Source organism: Pontibacter roseus DSM 17521, from assembly GCF_000373265.1.
GTDB classification, from domain to species: domain Bacteria; phylum Bacteroidota; class Bacteroidia; order Cytophagales; family Hymenobacteraceae; genus Pontibacter; species Pontibacter roseus.
Map to the genome: position 1 here is coordinate 448,950 of NZ_KB890761.1, position 25,875 is coordinate 474,824.

Sequence of the window (25,875 nt, forward strand, 5' to 3'; positions counted from 1 at the left end):
AGCTATTTGCATGAAAATGAATAAGATTGTTTCCGCCAGCCTGGCGCTTATGCTGGGCTGGGGCGGAACCGCTTTTGCTCAAAACGAGGTAGACGCCCTGCGCTACACCCGTTACGGCCTCACAGGATCTGCCCGTATACAAGGTATAGGCGGCGCACAGACGGCGCTTGGAGCCGATGTCTCGACCATGGCCTCTAACCCCGCTGGTCTGGGCATGTTCAGGCGGTCAGAGTTCAGCATTAGTCCCGGCATGACCTTCTCCACCTCCAAAGGAAGCGTGTTTGGCACGACTACTACAGATGAGCGCAACAGCCTGGGTATACCGCATGCAGCCTTCGTATTCTCGGAGCGACAGGGGGAGCCGCAAGGGGATTGGACGGGAGCCACTTTCGGCCTGAGCTTCACCCGCCTCAACAACTTCAACAACAGGACCTCCTACCGCAACACGGCCGGTGGCCAGGACCCGACTATCGTGGAGTATTTCACGGAGCAGGCCAACCTGAGGGGCAGAACAAAGGCTGATTTGGACCGTGAATTTGACGATGGCTTCACGTCACTGGAAGGCTTGGCCTTTGGTACTTACCTATTTGATGTAGTGCAGGATGCAAACGGCAAAGATGTTTTCTTGCCAACTGACCGGGTAGGCAACATCAATCAATCGGAAGAGATTATCCGAAGAGGTTCGCAGAACCAGATTGACATAGCCGGCGGTACCAGCTACAAGGATAAGGTATACCTGGGTGCCTCATTGGGCGTCATCACCTCCGATTTCCGGCAGGAGCGCTTCTTCCGTGAGTCGGAAGAGAACCCGGATACCGACTTTACCAGCTTGGAGCTGCGTGATGAGTTCAGGACCAGGGGCACGGGCCTGAACCTGAAGGTGGGCATCATCGTCAAACCTTCGGATATAGTCCGTTTCGGTGCCTCTATCCAGACGCCTACATTCTACAACTTCAACGAGACCTTTGAGCGCTCGCTTTACTCTACCTTCCTACCGGGTGAGAACTACGGCGAACAGGAGCTACCGGGCGAGTTTTCCTACAAGCTCACCACGCCCTTCCGGGCAAATGGCGGCGTGGCCTTCTTCCTGCAGAAGTATGGCTTCATTACGGCTGATATTGAGTACGTGAACTATGCGAACGCCAGCTTTGGGGAGAGCGACGACTTTGGCGGGAATGGCAGTTATTTCAACGACGTGAACGACCGGATTTCCGACACCTACCAGTCGGCGCTCAACTTCAGGCTGGGAGCGGAAGCGCGGTATGAGGTGTTCCGCTTCCGAGCGGGTTATGCCATTACCGGTGACCCCTACAAGAATGCGGATTTCGACGGCAGCATCCATACCTTCACGCTGGGCACGGGCCTGCGCCTGAACAAGTACTACGCGGACATCGCCTTCGCCAGCTCAACGGCAAACAGCCTGTACGCCCCCTATACCTTCAGCGACCCGGCGGCCGTGGTGCCCCTGGTGGACGTAGAGGACAAGCAGAACACGGTGATGCTGACGGTAGGCTACAACTTTTAATAAAAGACTATACCTGTGATAAGGAAGGCGGCGGTTCTGGAAAGGGCTGCCGCTTTTTTATGAGCTATACCTTGCCTTTGACCACTGGCTGCGCGTCCGGTACGGTTTTGGCGACAAGGTATGGCAATACCACAGAATTCTGATAAATTAGCAATCTGAACTAAAACAACCCCTTACACATGCATATCAACCTTAAAACAAACCTTCTGGCTGCTTTCTTGCTTTGCTTCGCGTTCGTGGCGCAGGCACAGCAGAAGAAAGAGGTCACCCTGGAGGACATCTACCGCAAGGGCACCTTCTCGGCCAAGTCGGTGTACGGCGTGAACTGGATGAACGACGGCCGCTACTACAGCTCCCAGGTAGCCGACGAGAAGAATGGCGTGACTGACATCGTGCGCTATGACGTGACCACGGGCCAGCCTGTGAACACCATCATAGAAGGAGAGGACCTGAAGCCCGAGGGCGGAAGCGCTCCTATTAAATTTGATGGCTATACCTTCAGTTCCGATGAGAAGAAGGTGCTTTTCGCTACAGAGCGGGAGCAGATTTACCGCCGCTCCTCTAAGGCTGATTTCTATGTGTATGACATCGCCTCCAAGAAACTGACCAAGCTGAGCAACGGCGGCAAGCAGCTGTACGCGACCTTCTCGCCAGATGCCAAGCGCGTGGCTTTTGCCCGTGAGGGTAACATGTTCTTCGTGGACCTGAGCAACATGAAGGAGACACAAATCACCAACACCGGCAAGTTCAACTCCATCATCAACGGCTACGCCGATTGGGTATACGAAGAGGAATTCAGCTTCGCGCAGGGCTTCCATTGGTCACCAGACGGCTCCAAAATCGCCTTCTATACCTTTGACGAGACCAAGGTGCCGGAGTTCAACATGCAGATGTGGGGTGAGCTATACCCGCAGGACTACAAGTTCAAATACCCGAAGGCCGGTGAGGCCAACTCTACCGTGGCCGTGTCGGTGTACAACCTGGGCAACGGCCAGACCGTGAAGATGGACACCGGCAACGAGACTGACATCTACATTCCGCGCATCAAGTGGACAAACGACAGCAACCTGCTTTCCATCCAGAAGATGAACCGCCTGCAGAACACGCTGGAGATTCTGCACGCCAACGCCACCACCGGCAAAGCCGACGTGGTGCTGAAGGAAACGGACAAAGCCTACATTGACGTAACTGATGACCTGACCTACCTGAAGGACGGCAAGAACTTCATCCACTCTTCGGAGAAAGACGGGTTCAACCACCTATACCTGTACAGCATGAAGGGCAAGCTGGTGCGCCAGATTACGAAGGGCAACTGGGAAGTGAGCAACTTCATCGGCTTCGATGAGAAAGCCGACGTGCTGTACTACATGTCCACGGAAGTGTCGCCGCTGGAGCGCCACCTCTACAGCATCAGCAGCAAAGGCAAGAACAAGAAGCGCCTGACCACCGAGGCCGGTACCTACAGCGTGAACATGAGCAAGGACTACAAATACTACCTCGCTTACCACACTGCCGCCAACACCCCTCTGACCGTGAGCCTGCATACCGCCAAAGACGGCAAACTGGTGAAGGTGCTGGAAGATAACCAGAAGCTGCGCAGCACGCTGGCCCAGTACGACATCGCTAAGCAGGAGTTCTTCAACATGAAGACCGCAGACGGCACGCAGTTGAACGGCTGGATGATAAAGCCAACCGACTTCGACCCGAAGAAGAAATACCCGGTACTGATGTTCGTATACGGTGGCCCAGGCTCTCAGACGGTGAACAACAGCTGGGGTGGCGCCAACTACATGTGGTATCAGGTGCTAGCCAACAAAGGCATGATTGTGGTGAGCGTGGACAACCGCGGCACCGGTGCCCGTGGCGCTGAGTTCAAGAAGACGACTTACGCCAACCTCGGCAAGTATGAGATTGAGGACCAGATAGAGGCCGCGAAATGGCTGGGCAACCAACCGTATGTGGACAAGGACCGCATCGGCATCTGGGGGCACAGCTTCGGGGGCTATATGACGCTGCTGGGCCTGACCAAAGGCAATGGCGTGTTTGCAGCCGGAATCTCGGTGGCCCCGGTGACTAACTGGCGCTACTACGACTCCATCTATACTGAACGTTATTTGAAAACGCCACAGGAGAACGCCTCCGGCTACGACGACAACTCTCCGCTGTTCTTCGCTGACAAGCTGCAAGGCGACCTGCTGTTGATTCACGGCACCGGCGACGACAACGTGCACTTCCAGAACGCAGTGGCCATGCAGGACGCCCTCATCAGCGCCAACAAGCAGTTCGAGAGCTTCTACTACCCGAACCGCAACCACGGCGTGGGCGGAGGTATAACCAGCCTGCACCGCTTCACCATGATGACCGACTTCCTGGAGCGCAACCTGATTAACCCGACGGAAAAGAAGGACACGCTGTAAGCTATACCTGATTGAGAACGAAGAGGCCCGCCAATATTAGGCGGGCCTCTTCGTTTGGCAGCAGTAATGAGCGAAGACTTACCAAAAATGAGGGAATGGCTACAGTGACCATGAGGAAGTATAGTACATTTGCAATGCCTTTGCCTCAGCCTATGAAAAAGTACTGTATGCTATTCCTGTCACTTTTGCTCTGCGCCTTTCAAGGCACCAACACACCGCGCGACAAGGCACTAGAGAGCCTGGCGGAGGCGGAACGCCATTTCTCGGCTGCCTCTAAGGCGAAAGGCCTACACCAGGCTTTCGTGGAGAACATGGCTCCCGATGGGCTTGTGTTTGCCCCAGGTCCCGTCAATGGCAGGAAGCTGCACGCAGCAGCTCCTGCTAGCAAAGCCCTGCTAACGTGGTATCCAGTCTACGCCGACATTTCCAGCTCCCTTGATTGGGGCTACACCACCGGACCTTACCAATTGCTGGCTAATCCCGACGATGGAAAGGTCACCGGCGCAGGCTTTTACCTATCGGTGTGGAAGAAGCAGCAGGACGGAACATGGCAGGTGGCCGTAGACATGGGCAACTCGTTCTCGCCGGACCTGCTGAAAGAGGAAGCATACCTGGCGGCGGAATCTTCTGGAAAGCAAGGGAAAGGCGACCTACAGGACCTGCTGCAAAAGGACGTACAAAAGGTGCAGCCTTATCATGAAGAAACACTAGTTTACCGTGCCGGAAAATATCCCTACAGATATACAGAAGCCAGTGTTGAGCCGGCTGCCTCTATAACCTATACCACCCTCGGGCACGACATTTCCCCGGCACAAGACATGGCCTATACCTACGGCAGCTATACCCGCAAGGACAACGGGAAAGGTGAGACTGGGCATTACCTGAAGGTATGGAAAGTGCTGGACGGGCAGTGGCAATTGGTGGCGCACAACCTGGTGCCGGACAAAAAGCAGTAGCAGAACCTTACTCCGCAGCGTTGCCATCTCCCAGCATTTGCCGGATGTGCTGGAGCAGTTGCTGTTTCTCTTCGGGCGTCACTGGGAGACGCTCTATCTGGCCCCCCAGTTCCTGCCGCTCTTCGCTTTTCCAGGCAGCGGCTGACTTATTGAAAGCCTTTGCCTGTGCCTTATCGAAAAATGACTTGATGAAAGTAGCCACGTCATCTGCATCGGCGGTGAGCCGGTTCAGCACGGTCAGCAAATCCCTGGCGAAACCGTTGCAGGCGTGGTCAGGGTAGCGGATGGAGTGGTCAATTTCGCTCCAACCCTCCTCGAAAAGTGTGCGCAATTGTATCTCCACAAAATAACGCTGGCGATGCGGCTGTGTACTGATGACATAGTGGACTGCCCTGTAGCCCAGAGGATGCCGCCGGAGAATACATCCTTCCTTCTCCAGTTCTTCCACAAGCATGCCTGTATCGCCCTCATGGATGTAAGCGACCGGCGGGCGTTTCAGTGGCCATACCTCCTGTATGTACTGCCCCAGGCTGCGCCACGATTCTTTGTACAGGTATAGCACCCGTATACCTGCCAGGTCATTTATCCAGTCCAGGTAGCTGTGGTGGTCAATAACCCGTTCCGGATACTCGGCTTTTTTGCGGATGACTTTGCGGAGCAGGTGGAGCGGGTCTTTTATTCTATACCTGATGGCATGTGCACCAGGGGCCTGCAGCAAGGTGTCGGCTGTTATTTTGGAGATGGCATTTAGCTCAACTTTCCGGGTCAGAAAGTCATTGTAGATGGCTACCAGCGAATGCGGGTCTATCCCTTGCGCACGCAAATCCTCCTGCTTCGTTTCCAAGGCAGTGAGTATATAGGGAAGTGTGGCACAAGGGATAGACATGCTCAAGCGGTTTTAGGCCATCGTGTAGCTAGTTTTACGCTTGAAAGTGATAATGGCACAGCTTAACAGGTATAAGTTCTATTCTTTCAGGCCCAGTTGCGCATTGATGAGCGGTGTTTTAGGCGCCAGGAAAAAACCGGTCAGGCTGGCAAACATAATAGGGATGAAATGATGGAAACCAGTCAGGGTAGACAGCAGGATGATGGTGCTGATGGGCGTGCGGGTAACACAGGCATTGATAGCCGCCATGCAGCTTACCATAATCAGAGGTAGGTTCTGACCAGGGAAAGCCGCATTCACAATCATGCCCACCGTAGCACCCACAAAAAACAGCGGAATAATGAAGCCCCCGCGCCAGCCGGAAGTAACCGTAAAAGCGATAGCCAGAATCTTGGCACCCAGCAAAACGAGCAGGAATTGAAGCGAGAATTGCTCTTCCAGCAGTATGTTCAACTCATCGTGGCTGAAGTAGCGGGAGAGGGGCACATAGTAGGCGATGGTGCCAATCAACAGACCACCCACAGCCATCTTCACATAAATCGGCACGCTGAATCTTTTGAACATATTCCTGCATTGGCGCACCGTGAATATAAACAGCCAACCTGCTGCCGTACCTGCCAATGCGTACAGCATGGCGTAGAAAAAGTCATTCAGTTCAGGAGTGGAGTAGACCGGGAAGTTCCAGGTGGGGCCGATGCCAATATGGGTAATCAATATAAATATGACGTAGCTGGAGCAACTGGCTACAAACGCAGGTATAAGTGCCTGGTAATACTCCACCACATGCTTGTGGTGCAGGATTTCGAGGGCAAACAAGGTGCCGCCAAGCGGAGCGCCGAAAAGCGCGGTAAAAGCGGAGGCCATACCTGCAATAGTGAGCGAGCGCAGGTCTTCGCCCCGGATTTTGAGTTTTTTGGCAATCCAGGTGCCGGTAGAGCCCACTACCTGTACCAGCGGTGCCTCAGGGCCGGCGCTGCCTCCACTCGCAATACACAACCACGACGACAGAATCATGGCGGGGTTGTTCTTAGGCTCCAGATGCCCGCCTTTGAAACGGATGTTGTTCACAATGAGGTCCATCTCGCCGGGGTCGCCGAGGTAGTGGATAATGAGACCCGCCAAGAGGCCAGCTGAAGCCATCAGAGGGATAACCCAGAGTCCCTGCACCGGCGCAAGAAAATGCAGAAAGCCCTCCAGCACCATCCAGTAAAGTCCTGCTATCACGCCCCCCATGATACCAATAGCTACCCACAGCAGGAAAATCTTGCTGAATACAAATGGGTTAAACTGTAAAGGATAGTTAATCTGGTTCCGTAACGTAACAGCCAGTCTTCTTCTTTTAAAGTCCATCCTGCAAAAGTACGGAGAAAATCAGGTGGAGGTAAGGGAGGTTTGAAAGGCATGAAAAGAGGCAGGTGCCTACAAGACCTGTCATTTTAAATATTCTTGAGCCGCAAGCCGAAGAGAGCAAGCGTAGTTGAGAGAAATCTGGAAGACTGCATGGACCATGGAAGCCTCCAGATTTCTCGCCATGCTCGATATGACAATAGTGGTAGGTATACCTACAACTTCACACAAACATTCTGCGGCTCGGTGAAGAATCTGAGTGCCTCAAAACCACCTTCACGTCCCACACCAGAGTTTTTCATACCACCGAAAGGTGTGCGCAGGTCGCGCAGGAGCCAGGTGTTGACCCAGATGATGCCCGCATGTACCTGGTGCGCGACGCGGTGGGCGCGCTGCAGATTCTGCGTCCAAATGGTGGCAGAGAGGCCGTAATCGGTGCAGTTAGCGTATTGGATGACTTCTTCTTCGGTGTCGAAAGGGGTGAGCGTGACAACCGGGCCAAAGATTTCCTCCGTGTTGGTGCGGCAGTTGTAAGGCAGTCCTTCAATGATGGTCGGGGCAATGAACCAACCCTTTTCGCAACGACCTTCTATCTGAATCTGGTGTCCGCCCGTGAGGATGGTGCCGCCTTCTTCCTTGGCTAGTTCGATGTAGGAGAGCACCTTTTGCATGTGTTGCGCCGATACCACAGCCCCCATTTTCGAGCCCTCTTCCATCGGGTCGCCTACTTGCATGGCCTTCACTTTCTCCACAAAAGCATCGCGAAATTTCTCGTAAAGCGGACGCTCAATGAAGATGCGGGAGCCACACAGGCAAATTTGTCCCTGGTTGGCGAAAGAAGAATGAATGGAGGTATGGAGCGCGTTGTTGAAGTCGCAATCCGCGAAGATGATGTTCGGGTTTTTTCCGCCCAGCTCCAGCGACAGCTTCTTGAACATTGGAGCAGCCGTAGCTGCGATGGTGCGCCCGGTAGCAGTGCCGCCTGTGAAAGAGATAACGGGTACTTTTGGATGGGCCGTCATAGCCGCGCCTACTTTGTGGCCGTAGCCGTGCACGATGTTGAGCACACCCGCCGGCAAGCCCGCTTCGATGCAGATTTCGGACAACATGTAAGCCGTCATCGGCGTCACTTCCGAGGGCTTCGCCACCACACAATTGCCAGCGGCCAGAGCAGGAGCAATCTTCCAGGTGAACAAGTATAGCGGCAGGTTCCAGGGCGAAATGCAGCCAACCACGCCATGCGGATGGCGCACGGTATAGTTAATGGCATCGGTGCCCTCCATGTAATGCGCTTCCGAAGCGAAATGCTGAATAGCCGTACCATAAAAGCGCATGTTGCTACTCGCCCGAGGTATATCCACCGACTTCGCCAGCTTCAGCGGTTTGCCATTGTCTATCGATTCGGCCTCAGCCAGCTTGTCCATGTTCTGGTCAATCAGGTCAGCGATACGCATCAAAATCTGCCCCCGCTTCTCTGCAGGCGTCTTAGACCAGGCTGGGAAAGCCTTCAAAGCTGCCTGCACCGCCTGCTCCACGTCCTGTTCATCGGAGTCAGGTATAAGCGAGTATACTTGGCCCAGAGCTGGGTTGTAGTTGTCGATGTACTGCCCCGCCACAGGCATTACCAACTGGCCGTCGATGTAGTTATGTATGTGCTGCACGAGAGAATAGTAATGTGAGAGAACAATAATTAACAATTAGCAATCAACTTTACAAACTCCCCGTTCTACCCCCATCAACTGGCACATTGATGCCATTAATATACGCCGCCGCTGGCGTAGCCAGAAATGCTGCGGCTGCGGCGACCTCTTCGGGCTCGGCGAAGCGGCGGGCCGGGATTTCGGACATCATTTCTTCTTCTACCTTGTCTACGGCGCTGTCGGTTTTTTTCGCTTTGTTTTCGATGATGGACTCCAGACGGCCGGTGCGGGTGGCGCCAGGCAACACATTGTTCACCGTAATGCCAAACGAACCTAACTCGTTGGCCATTGTCTTGGCCCAACTGGCTACGGCACCGCGGATGGTGTTCGACACACCCAAACCCTGCAAAGGCTGTTTAACAGAAGTGCTGATGATGTTGATAATACGGCCGTAACCTGCCTTTTTCATCAATGGAATCACTGCTTGTGCCAGATTGTGGTTGTTAATCAGGTGCATGTTGAAAGCGCTGAGAAACTCTTCTGGTTTGGCATTCACGATTGGTCCGCCAGCCGGGCCGCCGGTGTTGTTGACGAGAATGTGCACGTGTTCGTGTTGCTGCAGATATACCTGTAGTTGCTCCACCAGTTCTTCAGGCTTGCTGAAATCGGCCACGAGGTAGTCGTGCTGCTGGCCTTTGCTGTTGTCCAGTTCATCGGCTACCTCTTTCAGGCTTGCCACGTTTCGCGCCACCAATGTCACGCTGGCGCCCAACTGCGCCAATTCTACAGCGATGGCTTTGCCTATACCTTGCGTGCTGCCGCACACGATGGCTCTTTTATCGTTCAGGTCTAAGTTCATAAATTAAATGTACGCAAAAGGCTTCAAATTGGCACAGCCGCCCCAGGGCCTGATTCACCCGGTTTGCCATTTTTCATTCCTTTTCCGTATCTTCATTTTAGCAACCTAATCCGATAAAACTATGGCCATACAACGCGCTTTCAATTTTAAGCAGTGGATAGACGAGCACCGCCACCTGCTCAAGCCGCCGGTGGGCAACCAGCAGGTATACAAAGGCAACGACGACTTTATTGTGATGGTGGTGGGCGGTCCCAATGCCCGCAAAGACTACCATTATGACGAGGGTGAGGAGTTCTTTTATCAGATAGAAGGCGACATCGTACTGAAAATCATAGAGGACGGCAACCCGGTGGATATTCCCATCAAGGAAGGCGAGATATTCCTGCTGCCGCCCAAGGTGCCGCACTCCCCACAGCGCCCGGCCAACACGGTAGGCCTGGTGATAGAGCGCTACCGCAAAGAAGGCGAGAAGGACGGCTTCATGTGGTTCTGCGAGAACTGCGGCAACAAGCTGCACGAGGACTTCACCGAGGTGACCGATATTGTGAAGCAACTGCCCGTCATCATGGGCAACTTCTGGGACAACGAAGACCTGCGTACCTGCAAGAACTGCGGCGACGTACTGCAACCACCGGTAAAGCCGGCAGAGGCAGCCAAGTAATCTGTTCAGGCTTTTATGCAACACCCCAATCTGATTACGGAGCGGCTGGAACTGCGGCTTGTCCGGCCAGAGGATGCGGCGTTCATCCTGCAGGGGCTATCCGACAGACACGTGACGGAGTACTACGCCGTGCACTACGACACGCCGGAGGCCGTGCAGGAGCAGATGAAGTTCAGCGATGACCTAGTCCAAAACGGTACCGGCGCCTGGTGGGCTTTTTCTCTGAAAGGAGAGGGGGAGCTTATGGGTGCCTGCGGTCTGAGCAGCCTGGAGGAGGAGCACCAGAAGGCCGAAATTGGTTTCTGGCTGCTGCCCGAGCACTGGGGCAAGGGCTATACCCCGGAGGCGGCCCAAGCCGTGCTAGACTATGCCTTCAGCCAGATGCGCCTCAACTGCATAGAGGCCATTGTGGAGGGAGGCAACGGAGCCTCGGAGAAAGTGCTGCAGAAGCTGGGCTTCACCTGCGAAGGGCGCCTGCGCGAGCGGGAAATGAAGAACGGTCGGTTCATCGACCTGATTTACTACAGCATCCTGAAAAGGGACAGGCAGGAAAAAGCGGAGATTCAGGCTAGGCTTTCCCGCTGAAAGGCGCGTAAAACCTATAAAATGCTTATATTGTTGGATTGCCCGACTCAGCCGTACACCGTATAGCAGCCTTTTTGCCCGTTTACCAGCATGCAAGACCCAAAGCCCACATCCACTATACTCACTACTGACAATCTCTTCAAGATTGACATCCACACGCACATCCTGCCGGCTACCTGGCCTGATTTGCGGGAGCGCTACGGGTATGGCGGCTTCATCCGGCTGGAGCACCACAAGCCCTGCTGCGCCCGCATGCTCATGGATGACAAGTTCTTCCGCGAAGTACAGGACAACTGCTGGGACCCTAAAGTGCGCATGCACGAGTGCAGCCAACACCAGGTGGGCGTGCAGGTGCTGAGCACGGTGCCGGTCATGTTCAACTACTGGGCCAAGCCCGAGCATACCTACGACTTGTCCAAGATGCTCAACGATCACATAGCAGGTATAGTAGCCGATTACCCGGACCGTTTCGTGGGGCTGGGTACGCTGCCCATGCAGGACGCGACGCTAGCCATCAAGGAACTGGAGCGCTGCATGAAGGAACTGGGTATGGCAGGTGTACAGATTGGCTCGCACATCAACGACTGCAACCTGGATGCCCCGGAACTGTTTCCCATTTTTCAGGCGGCAGAGGAATTGGGCGCAGCTATCTTTGTGCATCCTTGGGATATGTTCGGGCAGGAGAAGATGAGCAAGTACTGGCTACCTTGGCTGGTAGGGATGCCCGCCGAAACCAGCTTGGCCATTTGCTCCATGATATTTGGCGGCGTGCTGGAGCGGTTGCCGAAGCTGCGCGTCGCTTTTGCCCACGGCGGCGGCTCCTTCCCGTCCACCATCGGCCGCATCTGCCACGGCTTTGAGGTGCGCCCGGACCTGTGCGCGGTAGACAACAACGTGAACCCACGCGAATACCTGGGCAAGTTTTACTTCGACTCGCTGGTGCACGACCCACAGGCACTTGACTACCTCGTGAACCTGGTGGGCGCCAACTGCATCGCCCTTGGCACAGATTACCCTTTCCCGCTAGGTGAACTGGAGCCTGGCAAACTCATCGAGTCCATGCCCTATGACCGCGCCACCAAAGACCGCATGCTGCACGGCACCGCGTTGGAGTGGCTGAACCTGGAGAAGAGCCGCTTTGTGAAGGAGGTGTCAGGTATAGCGAAGGCGAAGGTATAGCTAGGTCTGATTTCTTATGGTGATTTCCTTTGACTTAGACGATACTTTGATTCCTCCTGGTGAAACCGATTTCCCGACGGAGAGACGGAATGTTTTTCAAAAACTATTTGGAGTAGAGAGAATCAGGTATAAAACCAGCGAGTTATTCCAGCATCTGAAAGCACAGGGGCATACGGTTGGGATTTACACGACATCATACAGGCCAAAGCTCAAGTTGAGGCTCCACTTATTAACCTATGGGATAAATCCTGATTTCATCATTACAGAAAAAGAAAACAGGCAGCAGTTAACGAAAAGGCAAATTAACTGCTCCAAATACCCACCAGCTTTCAATATTGATTTGCATATAGATGACTCACCTGGTGTTGAGCAAGAGGGGCAGACTTTTAGCTTCCAGACCATCATCATCAAAAAAGACGATACCGATTGGCTGGATAAGGTTAAGAGCAGGTGCTAAACCTAACTTCGCGGCTTCTCAAATCTGTCCCCATTTAGCATTGTACTTCAACCCGTGTAGGGTATTTTCTATTGTAAGCTAGCTCCTCCCACTCCCCAATTTCCTGTTCATTTTCTTATCTTGCGGCATCATAGCGCCCGGCCTTTTGTAGGCTGTGCCTTACCATGTTATACCCGCACCAAAAGATGAACTACCAAAATACCCTGGCCTTTGCCCAGGAACAAGATAACCTAGACCCGCTCAAGCATTTCAAAGACCGCTTCTACTTCCCGCAGGTGAATGGCCGCGACGCCATCTACTTCTGTGGCAACTCGCTGGGCCTGCAGCCCAAGTCGGCGCAGATGTACATTGACAACGAGATGTACAAATGGGCCAACTATGCGGTGGAGGGCCACTTCAAAGTGGAGGAGCCCTGGTTCAACTACCACCGCCTGCTGACGGATGGGGCCGCTCGCGTGGTGGGAGCCAGGCCGCAGGAAGTGGTCATTATGAACCAGCTTACCGTCAACCTGCACCTGATGCTCGTGTCCTTCTACCGGCCTGAGGGCAGGCGCATCAAAATCATCATGGAAGGCGGAGCGTTCCCGTCAGACCAGTACGCGCTGGAGACGCAGGTGAAGTTCCACGGCTATACCCCGGAGGAAGCCATTATTGAACTGTTCCCGCGCGAAGGCGAGCACACGCTGCGCACCGAGGACATCCTGAAAAGCATAGAGGCCGCAGGCGACGAACTGGCGCTGGTGCTGATGGGCGGCATCAACTACTATACTGGGCAGGTATACGACATGGCGGCTATCACCCAAGCAGGACACGGAGTAGGGGCGGTGGTAGGCTTTGACTTGGCGCACGCCGCAGGCAACGTGCCGCTGCAACTGCACGACTGGGGCGTGGACTTCGCTGTATGGTGTACCTACAAGTACCTCAACTCCGGGCCGGGAGGAACGGCGGGTGTGTTTGTGCACGAGCGCCACGCCAACAACCCGGACCTGCCGCGCTTTGCCGGCTGGTGGGGCCACGATGCCAGCGTGCGCTTCCAGATGAAGAAAGGCTTTATACCGATGACTGGTGCCGAAGGCTGGCAGCTGAGCAATGCCCAGATTCTGCCGATGGCCGTACACCGCGCTGCGCTGGAACTGTTCGATGAGGCAGGTATGGACAACCTGCGTGCCAAGAGCGAGAAGCTGACCGGCTACCTGGAATACCTGATTGACGATGTGCACGTGGGCAAAGAGTTGCTGGAGATGATAACCCCACGCGACCCGCAGGCCCGCGGCTGCCAGATTTCACTGCTCGTGAAGCAGAACGCGCGGGAACTGTTCAACAGACTGATGGAAGCCGGCATCATCGTGGATTTCCGGGAGCCAAGCGTGATACGGGTAGCGCCCACGCCACTCTATAATTCTTTTGAGGAGGTATACCGCTTCTCCGAAATACTGCATGATTGCCTCCAGAGCCACTAGGAAAAACAGGTTACTGATTGGCCCCTGCCGCTGTCGCTTATAAGAGGCAGATGCAACTAGTCTGTTTTGCTGGGAGTACTAGTTTTAACAGGCTAGTGGAATTGCTATGCCCGTACGTGCGCAGTAACCGTGAACTGCTGGTAAACCATAAGTGCCGGCAGCTTCTTCAAGGCTTTAAGGCAATCAATGGCTGTCTCATTCGAAGACGTACTCCTTGCTTCCTCCGTCCTGCTTTTCATCAGTATTCTGATTAGTAAGAGTCTGGGTCGGTTTGGCGTGCCTGCGCTTATCCTTTTCCTGGCGGTAGGTATGCTGGCCGGTTCTGAGGGCTTGGGGAAGATATACTTCAATGACCCCCAGACAGCTCAGTCTCTGGGTACGGTGGCGCTCACGTTCATCCTTTTCTCCGGCGGCCTGGACACGCGCTGGGAAAGTACCAAGCCCATTCTCTGGCGTGGCGTGATGCTGGCCACAGTGGGGGTGTTCGTCACAGCCCTCCTGCTGGGGCTATTCGTGTACTACGCCACTGATTTCACCCTGCTGGAGAGCTTTCTGCTAGGGTCCATTGTGTCGTCTACAGACGCCGCCGCGGTCTTCTCCATTCTTCGCTCGAAGAACATCGGCCTTAAGCACAACCTGCGCCCCACGCTGGAACTGGAGTCGGGCAGTAACGACCCCATGGCTTACTTCCTCACCGTCAGCTTTACCTTCCTGATTATGAACCAGGAAGCCAGCATCTGGCGGCTCGTGCCCATGTTCTTTCTGCAGATGAGCATTGGCGCGATGACGGGGATTGTCATGGGCAGGGTGATGGCCTGGGCCGTGAACAGGGTTAAGCTGGAGCAGGAGGGGCTATACCCGGCGCTCACCATGGCAATGGTCATCTTTACCTACGCCTTCACCAGTGTCATCAACGGGAACGGGTTTCTAGCCGTGTATGTGGCGGCTGTCATACTGGGTAACCGGAACTTCATCCACAAGCGGAGCCTCACCAAGTTCTACGACGGCATCGCCTGGCTGATGCAGATTCTGATGTTCCTTACGCTGGGCCTGCTGGTGTTTCCGTCGCACATGCTGCCGGTTTTGGGTACAGGTATACTGGTCTCGCTGTTCCTCATGTTCGTGGCCCGCCCGGCGAGCGTCTTTCTCAGCCTAGTGTTTTTCAGAATCCGCCTCCGGGATAAGCTCTACATCTCCTGGGTTGGGCTGCGCGGGGCCGTGCCCATTGTGTTCGCCACCTATCCCATGCTGGCCGGGATAGACAAGTCAGATATGATTTTCAACATCGTCTTCTTCATCGTGCTCACGTCTGTCATGCTGCAGGGGACCACCCTCACGACAGTGGCCCAATGGCTCAACCTGGGTGAGCGGGACACCAAGCAGAAGAAGCACCAGTTTGACCTGGAGATGGAGTATGACATCAAAAACGAACTGACGGAGATTATGGTGCCTGAAGACAGCGAGGCGGTTGGTCGGTCCCTCGTGCAATTGCACTTCCCCAGGGGCGCGCTCATCGTTTTGATTAACAGGAAAGGCAAATTCGTGACTCCTAACGGCGCTACAATCTTGGAGCCTCGGGACGTCCTGTTCGTGATGACGGACAAGGACGAGGAACTGGACAGAGTGAATGAACTGCTGGGGGTAAAGCAACTACCGTTCAATTAACGTTACCGGTTCTGCTCTGAAAAGCCTACTTTTGTAGCGCCAATGACAGTAGCTGCAAACGTAAAGTACTATTCCATGTACCCCTTGATGTGGGTGATGTTGCTGTGGGCCCTGACGCTGCCCGGGCACGAATTGGCCGTCTACAGCTTTTTGGTAAAAGGAACCGCGTCCGAAGTAGCTTCCAGCCTGCGTACCCCGACAGGCAGCCAGGAGGGGGAGGCTGTAAAGCAACAGACGGTACAAGCTTTCCTCGACGCCAAAGTACGCCACGCCAACAAGCTGGTTCCGCAGCAGGCCATCAGGTCCGCGCTTCAGCTCTTGGGATTGTCGGCTCCAACTGCAGGTATAGCTAGCCATGTCCTCCCAACGGGCGAGGTGGCGGCTATAGCGCAACTTCTCTCCGGCAGCATCCTGCCGAACGCCCCCTAACGTTACCAAAGCTATGTTTCTGGCCTTGAAGGCCTGGAACAGCCTTGCCTATACTATCCATGGCAAGGGCCGGTTTTTTTCATTTGTCTGTGCGCCTCCATCTGGGCATCAACCACAGGCAGACCTGTAATGCCTTTTCAATCGTTTCGGGTGTTTGCTGGCAGTGAAGGCAAGTTCTTGCCCCATCACCTGAACTTTACCTGATTATTTTATGAATACGACTTATTCGCAAGCGGAGCTGAGCCAGTGGACGTATAGGCAGCTGCTAGAACTGGGGCTGCCGGAGCAGGCTGCCATTAACATCAACATGCTGTTGCTCTTGTGTGCAACGGGTATACTCGTATACCTGGCCGATTTGCTCTCAAGGAAGTTGTTGGTCGGGACGCTCTACAAGTTTGCCGCCAGGGCCAACGCCAAAGTAAGCGATTACCTGGTCCGGAACAGGGTGGTCGTATACCTGGCGCGCATCGTTCCGCTCATCATCGTGGTGCAGGCTATACCTGTGGTGTTCTCCGATTTCCCAGGCTGGGTGGCGCCGCTCCTCAAGCTCACTGATTTATACCTGATTCTGCTGTCCATCTGGATAGCCAGAGCCCTGCTGCGCACCTGCAAAGATTTCCTGAAAACGACTGAAACGTTCCGGGACAAGCCCGTGGAGAGCTTCCTGCAGGTGCTCACCATCTTCCTGTACTTCGTAGGCGGGCTGCTCATTTTTTCGACGCTCACCGGCAAAGACGCCTGGACGTTCATCACAGCCATGGGGGCGGCCTCGGCCATCCTGATGCTGGTGTTCAAGGATACCATCATGGGTTTTGTGGCCAGCATACAGGTCTCCTCCAACGACATGGTGCGTATAGGCGATTGGGTGACGATGGAGAAATACGGCGCAGACGGGTCTGTGATTGAGATAAACCTGAACACCGTGAAGGTGCAGAACTTCGACAAGACCATCACGACCATACCTACCTATTACCTGATTTCTGATTCGTTCAAGAACTGGCGGGGCATGCAGGACTCAGGCGGCAGGCGCATCAAGCGCTCCATCTACATCAAAATCTCCAGCATCCGGTACCTGTCGCCGGAAGAGGTGGAGGGGCTGGGCAAAATCCAGTTGCTGCAGCGGTACCTGCAGGAGCGGCAGGCGGAGATAGACCGCTACAACCAGGAGAACGGCATTGACAAGAGCCTTTTGATAAACGGACGCAGCCTGACCAACGTAGGTGTTTTCCGGAAGTACATCGATGCCTACCTCAAGCAGCATCCGCGTACCCACAAAGACATGATCATGATGGTGCGGCAACTGGAGCCGACCACCACCGGCATGCCGATTGAGCTATACCTGTTCGCCGACAGCATTGTGTGGGTAGAGTACGAGGCGATTATGGCCGATATCTTTGACCACCTGCTGGCCGCTGTGAAGTTCTTTGACCTGGAGGTGTTCGAGATGCCGGCCGCAGATGACGTACGCAGCCTGCACCTCCACAACACGGCAACGGCTGGCCTGCGCTATCCTGTGGCAGAAGTCATTCAGAACTAGGCTCGAGACGTAATCCGTTGCGTTACAACAGTGTTTTTATTGTATCTTGTAAAGTTCTCCACAGGGCAGTTAAAGGAATTTCAACTGTTCTTCAGCATAAATAAAACCATATGACACACCTTCCCCACCTGGTAACTGATTTGGGGCTTATACTTGGGGCCGCAGGCATCATGACCTTGCTCTTCAAGAAACTGAAACAGCCGCTGGTGCTGGGCTATATCATTGCGGGATTGATGGTAGGTCCGCATTTCAACCTCTTCCCGACCATCGTGGAGATGGACAACATCACCATCTGGGCCGAGATAGGGGTGATTTTCCTGCTGTTCAGTCTGGGATTGGAGTTCAGTTTCAAAAAGCTGGTGAAGGTGGGCGGTGCTTCGTCCATCATGGCGGGTATGGAGGTGGTCGTCATGCTCCTGCTGGGCTACCTGACGGGCAAGATTCTGGGCTGGTCCACTATGGACAGCGTGTTTCTGGGCGGCATCCTGTCCATCTCTTCCACCACCATCATCATAAGGGCCTTTGACGAATTGGGCGTGAAGTCGCAGCGGTTCGCAGGACTGGTGTTCGGGGTGCTGATAGTGGAGGACCTGGTTGCCATCCTGCTGCTGGTGCTGCTCTCGACGCTGGCGGTGAGCCAGCAGTTCGCCGGCACCGAAATGCTGTCGGCTGTGCTCAAGCTGGGCTTCTTCCTGGCGGTGTGGTTCCTGGCGGGCATCTTCCTGATTCCCACCTTTCTGCGCAAGGCCAGCAAGCTCATGAACGACGAGACCCTGTTGGTGGTCTCCATCGCCCTGTGCTTCCTGATGGTGATACTGGCGGCTCAGGTAGGCTTCTCGCCGGCGCTAGGTGCCTTCATCATGGGCTCCATACTGGCCGAGACAACCAAGGCAGAGAAGATTGAACACCTGGTGACCTCGGTGAAAGATTTGTTCGGAGCCATTTTCTTCGTGTCAGTGGGTATACTGATTAACCCAGCCATGATTGTGGAATATGCGGGCCCCATCGCGCTCATCACGGTGGTGACCATTGTCGGCAAGATGTTGAGCATAACAGGCGGAGGTCTGGTGGCAGGGCAGGGGCTGAAGACCTCCATCCAGTCGGGCATGAGCGTGTCGCAGATAGGCGAGTTCTCCTTCATCATCGCCACGCTGGGCGTTACCCTGAAGGTGACCAGCGATTTCCTATACCCTGTGGCTGTGGCCGTGTCGGCGATTACGACCTTCACCACGCCCTACATGATCAAGCTGGCCGAGCCGCTGTACAAGTCGGTGGAGCGTGTGCTGCCGGCCAGGTGGCAAAGCTCCCTGAATGAATATAGCTCGGGCGCCCAGACCATCAACACCACCAGCGACTGGAAACTGGTGCTGCGCTCCTACTTCATCAACCTGGTCATCTCCTCCGTCATCCTGATTGCCCTGGTGCTGCTGGCTGGCAGGTATATCAGCCCCTTCATCACGGAAAACGTGGTGGGTGGCATATGGGCCAGTATGGTGACGGTGGCCATCACCCTGGTGCTGATGACGCCCTTCCTGTGGGCCCTGGCCGTATACCATCCGCAGAAGGAGGCGCAGGGGCGCATCTGGGCCAACAGAAACTACCGCAGCCTGATTATCGTGCTGGAGTTCGTCCGGATAGGTATAGCCATCCTGTTCATCGGCTTCCTGCTCAACCAGGTGCTGTCGGAGCAGGTGGCCATCATCGTGGGCCTGTTCATCATTGGCATGATTGTCGTCTTCTCCAAGAAAATCCAGAACTTCTACATCCGTATCGAGGAACGGTTCATGGCCAACCTCAACGACCGTGAAATTAACGCAGCCAGCAGTATGGCACATACCTTAGTGCCTTGGGATGCGCACCTCACTAGTTTTGAGGTGTCGCCTGAGTCGGTGGTGGTGGGTAGAAGCATGCTGGAGCTGCAAATCCGGGAGAAGTATGGCGTGAACGTGGCCGTGATTGAGCGCGGCGACCATACCATCATGGCGCCTACCCGGAACGAGCGGGTGTTCCCGAATGACAGAATCTATGTGTTTGGGACCGATGAACAGCTGGATGCGTTCCGAGCGTTTATTGAGGCAGAGGTGGAGACAGCCGCCGACAGTGACCGGGGAAAAGAAGACATCAGCCTGCAGATGCTGGTGGTGTCAGCAGGCTCCACGCTCCACCGCAAGACCGTGCGTGAGTCCGGTGTCCGGGAGAAAACGAAAGGCCTGATTGTAGGTATAGAAAAGAACGGCGAGCGCATCCTCAACCCGGACTCGGAGTTGGTGCTGGAGGAGGGGGACATCGTTTGGATTGTGGGCAGCCCTTGGCGCATCAGGCAGCTGGAGGACGCAAAACAGAAAGTAGTCGAGGTATAACACGAGCCTCCAAAATGCGTTTGTTTAAGGCTGCTACCGCCCTTGTTGTTGTATAAATTGTATTTGCATGCAGAAAGTTGAGCATTGGATTGAAGAGACCCTGAACCTGTCGGCCGAAACGCAGGAGAACATCGTCATGTCGCTGGTGGCCCTGCTGACGCTCTGGGTGTTTAGCCGGGTGCTGCTGCGGCTGGCTTCGCGCCAACAGACTGATTCCCGCAAACTCTACCAGTGGAAGAAGACCACCAACTACATCGTCACAGGCCTGGGCATCATCTTCCTGGCCAACATCTGGTTCGATGGTTTCAAGTCCATCACCACGTTCCTGGGTATCTTCTCGGTGGGTTTGGTTGTGGTGCTCCGCGACCCCATCCTGAACATGATGGGATGGGTTTTCCTCATCTGGAAGCGCCCCTTCAAAGTGGGTGACCGCATCAAGATAGGCCAGTATACCGGCGACGTGATTGACATCGCCTTCTTTCAGTTCACCCTCAACGAGCTAGGGGAGTGGGTTGACTCAGAACAGGCCACCGGGCGCGTGGTGCACATCCCCAACAGCCAGGTGTTCACGCAAGGGCAAATCAACTACAACTATGGTTTCCCGTTTCTGTGGCACGAGCTGCAGGTGCGGGTGACCTTTGAGAGCAACTGGCAGAAGGCCAAGGCCATATTGCAGGAAATAGCCGCGCGCCACTCCGAGAAGCTGAACGAAGAGCAGGAGCAGCGCGTGCGGATAGAGGCCCAGCAACACCTGATTTTCTACAGGAGCTTTAGGCCAAAGGTGTTTACCAAGGTGCGGGAGAACGGAATCCAGCTCACGGTACGCTACCTGTGCAACCTCAACGGCCGCCGCGAGAGCGAAAACAGGATATGGGAGGATGTGCTAACAGAATTTCTGGCTACGCCGGATGTGCGTTTTGCCTACCCTACCACCCGTTTCTACAGCACCGCTGAGAGTCAGGTGAACGAAGAGGCCGAGAAGAGCGGGCAGTTCCGGCACCCGTAACAGGCGTGGCAGTTTAGCAGGCGGATTATTCTGTATCGAAGCTGTCCAGTTTGCCTGAACGCCGCTTCCACCTCTCCCGCGCCCACTTCTGCAGGTCCTCCACGGCGTCGAGCTCATCGGTGATTTCCAGGCCGAGCAGCGTCTCAATCACATCCTCCATCGACACGATTCCCGCCGTGCCGCCATGCTCGTCCACCACCAGCGCGATGTGCTCCTTCTTGTCCATGAGGCGGGTAAACAGCTGCGGCACAGGCGTGTTCTCGTGCACCACATGGATGGGGCGCTTTATCTCTGAGAGCGACATGCCTCCCTCGCCCTCGATAATCCGTTGCAGCACTTCGTCTTTGAGCACGTAGCCCGAGATGTGGTCTATAGAGTTGTCAAAGACAGGAATCCTGGAGAAGCGCATGTTGGTCGTGTTGTCATAGAACTCCCGGATGTACTGCTTCTCGGGGGCCGCCTTGATGACGGTACGCGGTGTCATGATGTGGCTCGTGAGAATCAGGTTGAACCGCAGCACGTTGTTGATTACCCTGGATTCGTCATGGTGCAGAATGCCTTCCTTGATGCCCATCTCGGCCATGGCCGTGAAGTCGGCGCGGCTCAGCACACTCTTGTCCTTGTCGCGCTTCAGCCGCTTGGTGATGAACTGGGAAAACAGGATAATAGGGTATAGCGGCGAGTAAATCATGATTTTGAGCGTCTGCACGGTAAAGGGCGTGAGCTGCCGCCAGTAATTAGCCCCAAGCGTCTTGGGGATGATTTCGGTCAGAATCAGGATGACGATGGTCAGCAGGATGGACACCAGCGTGAGGTACTTCTCGCCCCAGATGATTTGCGCCTGGGCCCCCACGCCCGCAGCCCCAATAGTGTGGGCGAAGGTGTTGAGGGTGAGAATGGCCGCCAGCGGCATGTCAATGTTGTTTTTGAAGTGCAGCAGGTCCTTTCCGAGCGCCGGCTTCTCCTTGCTGATAACGTTGGCGTGGGAAGGCGTGACACTTAGCAGCGAGGCCTCCAGCAGGGAGCACAGAAAGGACATGACTAAGGCGATAACTAGGTATAGGATAAGTAAGCCCATGGCATTGAAAGTGGTCTGTTCAGGTATAAAAGCAGTACGTGTCGCTTACCCGGATAACCAAAGGTAAAAGAAAGATTGGGTTGAAGCAGGAAATCGGGCCGTAATCTGGTGGAAATGCCGCGTACTTTGTCGACTGCCAGTGCTACTCTAGCCGCGCCAGGCACAAAGCAGATGTCAAGCCCAGAGTGGCTATCAGCTTTGTGGTTTGAGCTTTTCGGCTTCCCTTTCGCTCACCTCAGCCCTGAACTTCTTCATCCGGCTGAAGTAATCCTTGGCGGCGGCCTTCACCTTAGGCGACAACAGCAATGCCGAGACCATGGTAGGTATGGCCATCATCGCATACATGCCATCGATGAGGGCGATAACCGCTGTGATGGTGGCCGTAGCCCCGAACACGATGGTAGCGACATAGAAGTAGTTGTAGAGGTGCTTGTACCTGGCTCCGAAGAGGTAGCTGAAGCACTTGGTGCCGTAGTAGGAGTAAGAGAACAGGGAGGTGAAGGCGAAGATGAACACACACAGCACCAGCACATAGCTGCCTATTCCGGGCATGGCGTTGTTGAAGGCCGTAGCCGTCATGGTCACACCGTTGGCCCCAGACGTCTGCCAGGTGCCTGTCAGGATGATGGCAAGTCCCGTGAGGGTGCAGACCACAATCGTATCGATGAACGGCCCCAGCATGGCTACCAGGCCTTCGCGGATGGGCTCGTCGGTTTTGGCGGCGCCGTGCATCATAGAGGCCGTGCCTATACCTGCCTCGTTCGAAAAAGCAGCCCGCCGGGCACCGGCTATGATGATGGCACCTACCGCACCACCCAGCATGGATTGCGCCGTGAAGGCATCGGTGAAAATGAGCGCGAAGGCATCCGGTATACCTGTGTAGTTAACGAACATGATGTAGAACACCGCCAGCATGTAGAGCACCACCATGCCCGGCACCATCTTGCCCGCCACATGGCCGATGCGCTGTATACCTCCGAAAATAACAAGCGAAGTGACAAATACGAGTCCCAGCCCGATAGTCAGGTTAGTGTAAAATACATCGCCTGAGCTAAAGCCGTTGGGTTCCAGCACCACCTCCCGTATCACTTGCGTGAGTTGGTTGGCCTGGAAAATAGGCAGCGTACCGAAAAGACCAGCTATGGCGAAAAGTACCGCCAGCGGTTTCCATTTTTTACCGAGGCCGGTTTCAATCACATACATCGGTCCGCCCTCTAGGTGGCCTACGCTGTCGTGGCCGCGGTACATAACCGATAGCGTACACGTGAAGAACTTGGTGGCCATACCTACAAAGGCGCTCACCCACATCCAGAACAACACGCCCGGACCCCCGATGGCGATAGCCACGGCCACGCCACTGATGTTGCCCATGCCTACCGTGGCCGCCAGCGCTGCCGACAGCGCCTCGAAATGGTTGATGTCGCCCGGGTCGTTCGGGTCGTCGTACTTGCCCCGCAGCACATCGATGGCGTGGCGCAGGTACCGGAAGGGCAGAAACCCGGAGTACAACATGAAATAAAATCCACCGCCCATCAGCAGCACCAGCAAGGGCATTCCCCAGGCGGCGTCGCTGAAGGCGACAAAAAACTGCTCTAACTTATCCAAATTCTTGCTGTTTAGTAAAGGTATGCCACCTACAGACGCAACAAAGGGGTATACCCATCTGTATGCCTACTGTCCTGGCACATCACCGAAAAGTGTGAGGTTACTCAATAGTTGTTAAAAAGCCAAATTTGGCTTAGAAATATATAAATTCAGGATGGATAAGTATATAATAGCTGTAACAGTCGTAGGAGTGGCGGCCCTTTCCATGGCCTGGATTCCACGGCTCGTCGAAAGGACGTTTCTGTCTTATCCCATCCTGTTCCTGCTGGTGGGCATGTTTGTGTACTGGGTGCCCTTCGACTTGCCTTCTCCAAATCCAATACGGGGAGAAGGATATGCGGTGCACCTTACTGAGCTGAGTGTCATCATATCGCTGATGGGCACAGGGCTCAAAATCAGGCGAAAGTTCGGACTGAAGCTTTGGCGCATACCGCTCAGGCTGGTCAGCATCACCATGCTGCTGAGCATTGGGGCACTGGCCTTGCTGAGCTGGAGCGTGCTGGGGTTCTCCGTGGCCGCGGCCATCCTGCTCGGGGCCGTGCTGGCGCCCACAGACCCTGTGCTGGCGGAACAGGTGCAGGTCGGCCCACCGGATGACGAAGAGGAGGATGTGGTTCGGTTTTCCCTCACATCAGAGGCCGGTCTGAACGACGGTTCCGCTTTTCCCTTCACCTGGCTGGCCGTTATGCTGGCGGTGTCGGCGGGCAGCAACCCGGACTGGTTTGCCGAGTGGGTCATACGTGACCTGGTATACCGTACCATAGCGGGCATAGCGATGGGCTACGCCATTGGGTGGGCACTGGCCTTCCTGATATTCAGGCTACCTAAAATCTCGAACTTCCCCAGAGCCAATGAGGGATTTCTAGCCCTTTCTGCCACGCTTGTGTCTTACGGTCTTACGGAATTTGTACACGGTTACGGTTTTATCGCCGTGTTTGTGACGGCCCTCACCATGAGCAGTTACGAGCAGGACGACGAGTACCACACAGAGATGCACGACTTCATCAACCAGATAGAGCGCATCGTGATGGTGATGCTGCTCATGTTGTTTGGTGGAAGCATCGTGTCGGGCCTGCTGGACCACCTTTCCTGGCGGGGTGCCTTGATAGGTCTGGCCTTCTTGTTCATCATCAGGCCGCTGACTACCTTGCCCAGCCTCATCGGAACGCGGTCTACTATGCGGGAAAAGATTGCCATCTGCTTTTTTGGCATCCGTGGGATTGGCTCCTTCTATTATCTATCGTTTGCCCTCAATAAACACGATTTCAAGGAGGCGAACGAGCTTTGGTCTGTGGTGGGCTTCGTGGTGATGGTCTCTATCATCTTGCATGGCATCACGGCCTCCAGAGCCATGCGGAAGCTGGATGTAGAGCGAGAAAAAGAAGGGATTGAGCCATTGGCGCCCAACCAGGTGCCAGACGAGATGTAGGATTAGTTGATAAATTTACTCATCCGTTAAGGATAGCTTTATCAAAGCCTTTCCATGCATATAACAGCAGTGTATGGACACTAGGTAAGTTAGACAGAAGAGCGCAGGAAGAAAACCATGAAGGCAGATGAGATGGAAAACACCCCGACAGAAACTGAGAAAATGCCCATGCCCGATGCCGAGGTGTATTATACCCCACACCTTTTCACAGCGGCGGAGAGCGACCTATACCTGGAGCGGCTGACGCAGGAGGTGGACTGGCAGCAGGAGTCTATCCGACTTTTTGGCAAACAGCAGCAGCTGCCGCGCCTCACGGCCTGGTACGGCGACAAAGGCTATACCTACTCCGGCCTCTACAACGCCCCCCAGCCCTGGCTGCCGGTGCTGCTGGAACTGAAGGAGCGGGTGGAACGGGTGACGGGCCATAGGTATAACAGCGTGCTGCTGAACTACTACCGCCACGGGCAGGACAGCATGGGCTGGCATTCGGATGATGAGAAATCGCTGGGCCCAGGTATAGCCTCGCTCAGTTTTGGAGGTGAGCGCGGCTTTGCCTTCCGGCACCGCAGGCGCAAAGACCTGCCTCCCGTGAAGCTCACGCTGCGGCACGGCAGCCTGCTGCTCATGCAAGGCGCCACGCAACAGCACTGGCAGCACCAGCTCCCCAAAACGAGCCGCCCCATAGCACCACGCATCAACCTGACCTTCCGTACCATTTTAGCGTAGAGGAATAGCCCGGCGGGTGTTGCCATTCCCGGCCGGAAACCGTTTCTTTACAACAACAAGCGCCTTGC

The 25,875-nt window shown here is 55.0% G+C and carries 21 protein-coding genes; 15 read left to right on the top strand and 6 right to left on the bottom strand.

Annotated features, from left to right (window positions below; translation table 11 throughout):
* The first annotated feature begins 10 nt into the window (after positions 1-10).
* The 3 genes from B051_RS0102025 (at position 11) to B051_RS0102035 (ending at position 4,898) form a co-directional block, all read left to right on the top strand.
* On the top strand, positions 11-1,525 hold the full coding sequence (locus tag B051_RS0102025; protein ID WP_018476507.1) for an OmpP1/FadL family transporter: 1,515 nt from the start codon (positions 11-13) through the stop codon (positions 1,523-1,525).
* 179 nt (positions 1,526-1,704) lie between these two features.
* Positions 1,705-3,942, top strand: coding sequence for a S9 family peptidase (locus tag B051_RS0102030; RefSeq protein WP_018476508.1), 2,238 nt, complete (start codon positions 1,705-1,707; stop codon positions 3,940-3,942).
* A 152-nt stretch (positions 3,943-4,094) separates the two neighbouring features.
* A complete protein-coding gene (locus B051_RS0102035) occupies positions 4,095-4,898 on the top strand; it encodes a hypothetical protein (protein ID WP_157578466.1) in 804 nt (267 codons plus the stop codon).
* A gap of 7 nt (positions 4,899-4,905) precedes the next feature.
* On the opposite strand, the gene B051_RS0102040 is transcribed toward B051_RS0102035, so the two are convergent.
* The 4 genes from B051_RS0102040 to B051_RS0102055 form a co-directional block, all read right to left on the bottom strand.
* Positions 4,906-5,784, bottom strand: a complete 879-nt coding sequence (locus tag B051_RS0102040; RefSeq protein ID WP_018476510.1) for a RelA/SpoT domain-containing protein — start codon at positions 5,782-5,784, stop codon at positions 4,906-4,908.
* Positions 5,785-5,862: 78 nt separating this feature from the next.
* Positions 5,863-7,134: a chloride channel protein gene (locus B051_RS0102045; RefSeq protein WP_018476511.1), complete on the bottom strand. Its 1,272-nt coding sequence runs from the start codon at positions 7,132-7,134 to the stop codon at positions 5,863-5,865.
* Positions 7,135-7,346: 212 nt separating this feature from the next.
* On the bottom strand, positions 7,347-8,792 hold the full coding sequence (locus B051_RS0102050; RefSeq protein WP_026236133.1) for an aldehyde dehydrogenase: 1,446 nt from the start codon (positions 8,790-8,792) through the stop codon (positions 7,347-7,349).
* Positions 8,793-8,841: 49 nt separating this feature from the next.
* On the bottom strand, positions 8,842-9,630 hold the full coding sequence (locus B051_RS0102055) for an SDR family oxidoreductase (RefSeq protein WP_018476513.1): 789 nt from the start codon (positions 9,628-9,630) through the stop codon (positions 8,842-8,844).
* Between the two features lie 121 nt (positions 9,631-9,751).
* Here B051_RS0102055 and B051_RS0102060 point away from each other — a divergent pair, with 121 nt between their 5' ends.
* The 10 genes from B051_RS0102060 (at position 9,752) to B051_RS0102105 (ending at position 20,969) form a co-directional block, all read left to right on the top strand.
* Complete coding sequence (locus tag B051_RS0102060; protein ID WP_018476514.1) at positions 9,752-10,291, top strand: 3-hydroxyanthranilate 3,4-dioxygenase; 540 nt, start codon at positions 9,752-9,754, stop codon at positions 10,289-10,291.
* 15 nt (positions 10,292-10,306) lie between these two features.
* Positions 10,307-10,876 carry a GNAT family N-acetyltransferase gene (locus B051_RS0102065; RefSeq protein ID WP_018476515.1) on the top strand — a complete coding sequence of 190 codons (570 nt, stop codon included), beginning with the start codon at positions 10,307-10,309 and terminating at the stop codon, positions 10,874-10,876.
* 90 nt (positions 10,877-10,966) lie between these two features.
* Positions 10,967-12,055, top strand: a complete 1,089-nt coding sequence (locus B051_RS0102070) for an amidohydrolase family protein (RefSeq protein WP_018476516.1) — start codon at positions 10,967-10,969, stop codon at positions 12,053-12,055.
* Between the two features lie 46 nt (positions 12,056-12,101).
* Positions 12,102-12,512 (top strand): HAD family hydrolase, encoded by a 411-nt coding sequence (locus B051_RS0102075; RefSeq protein WP_245539558.1) that lies wholly within the window; start codon positions 12,102-12,104, stop codon positions 12,510-12,512.
* Between the two features lie 185 nt (positions 12,513-12,697).
* Entirely contained in the window at positions 12,698-13,972 is a 1,275-nt protein-coding gene (gene kynU / locus B051_RS0102080) for a kynureninase (protein WP_018476518.1), read from the top strand.
* 186 nt (positions 13,973-14,158) lie between these two features.
* Entirely contained in the window at positions 14,159-15,637 is a 1,479-nt protein-coding gene (locus B051_RS0102085) for a potassium/proton antiporter (protein ID WP_018476519.1), read from the top strand.
* Between the two features lie 42 nt (positions 15,638-15,679).
* A complete protein-coding gene (locus B051_RS0102090; RefSeq protein ID WP_018476520.1) occupies positions 15,680-16,066 on the top strand; it encodes a hypothetical protein in 387 nt (128 codons plus the stop codon).
* A gap of 211 nt (positions 16,067-16,277) precedes the next feature.
* Positions 16,278-17,603, top strand: a complete 1,326-nt coding sequence (locus tag B051_RS0102095) for a mechanosensitive ion channel family protein (RefSeq protein WP_018476521.1) — start codon at positions 16,278-16,280, stop codon at positions 17,601-17,603.
* Between the two features lie 110 nt (positions 17,604-17,713).
* Complete coding sequence (locus B051_RS0102100; protein ID WP_018476522.1) at positions 17,714-19,963, top strand: cation:proton antiporter; 2,250 nt, start codon at positions 17,714-17,716, stop codon at positions 19,961-19,963.
* A gap of 67 nt (positions 19,964-20,030) precedes the next feature.
* Complete coding sequence (locus B051_RS0102105) at positions 20,031-20,969, top strand: mechanosensitive ion channel family protein (protein ID WP_018476523.1); 939 nt, start codon at positions 20,031-20,033, stop codon at positions 20,967-20,969.
* Between the two features lie 25 nt (positions 20,970-20,994).
* Here B051_RS0102105 and B051_RS0102110 read toward each other — a convergent pair whose 3' ends face one another.
* Together B051_RS0102110 and B051_RS0102115 are read right to left on the bottom strand one after the other, a co-directional pair.
* Complete coding sequence (locus tag B051_RS0102110) at positions 20,995-22,047, bottom strand: CNNM domain-containing protein (RefSeq protein ID WP_026236134.1); 1,053 nt, start codon at positions 22,045-22,047, stop codon at positions 20,995-20,997.
* A 192-nt stretch (positions 22,048-22,239) separates the two neighbouring features.
* The gene (locus B051_RS0102115; protein WP_018476525.1) at positions 22,240-23,652 is read right to left on the bottom strand and encodes an alanine/glycine:cation symporter family protein; all 1,413 of its coding nucleotides are present in this window, start codon (positions 23,650-23,652) and stop codon (positions 22,240-22,242) included.
* A gap of 154 nt (positions 23,653-23,806) precedes the next feature.
* On the opposite strand from B051_RS0102115, the gene B051_RS0102120 reads away from it, so the two are divergent.
* Positions 23,807-25,081 (top strand): cation:proton antiporter, encoded by a 1,275-nt coding sequence (locus B051_RS0102120; protein WP_026236135.1) that lies wholly within the window; start codon positions 23,807-23,809, stop codon positions 25,079-25,081.
* Between the two features lie 117 nt (positions 25,082-25,198).
* A complete protein-coding gene (locus B051_RS0102125; protein WP_018476527.1) occupies positions 25,199-25,807 on the top strand; it encodes an alpha-ketoglutarate-dependent dioxygenase AlkB family protein in 609 nt (202 codons plus the stop codon).
* Positions 25,808-25,875: the final 68 nt, after the last annotated feature.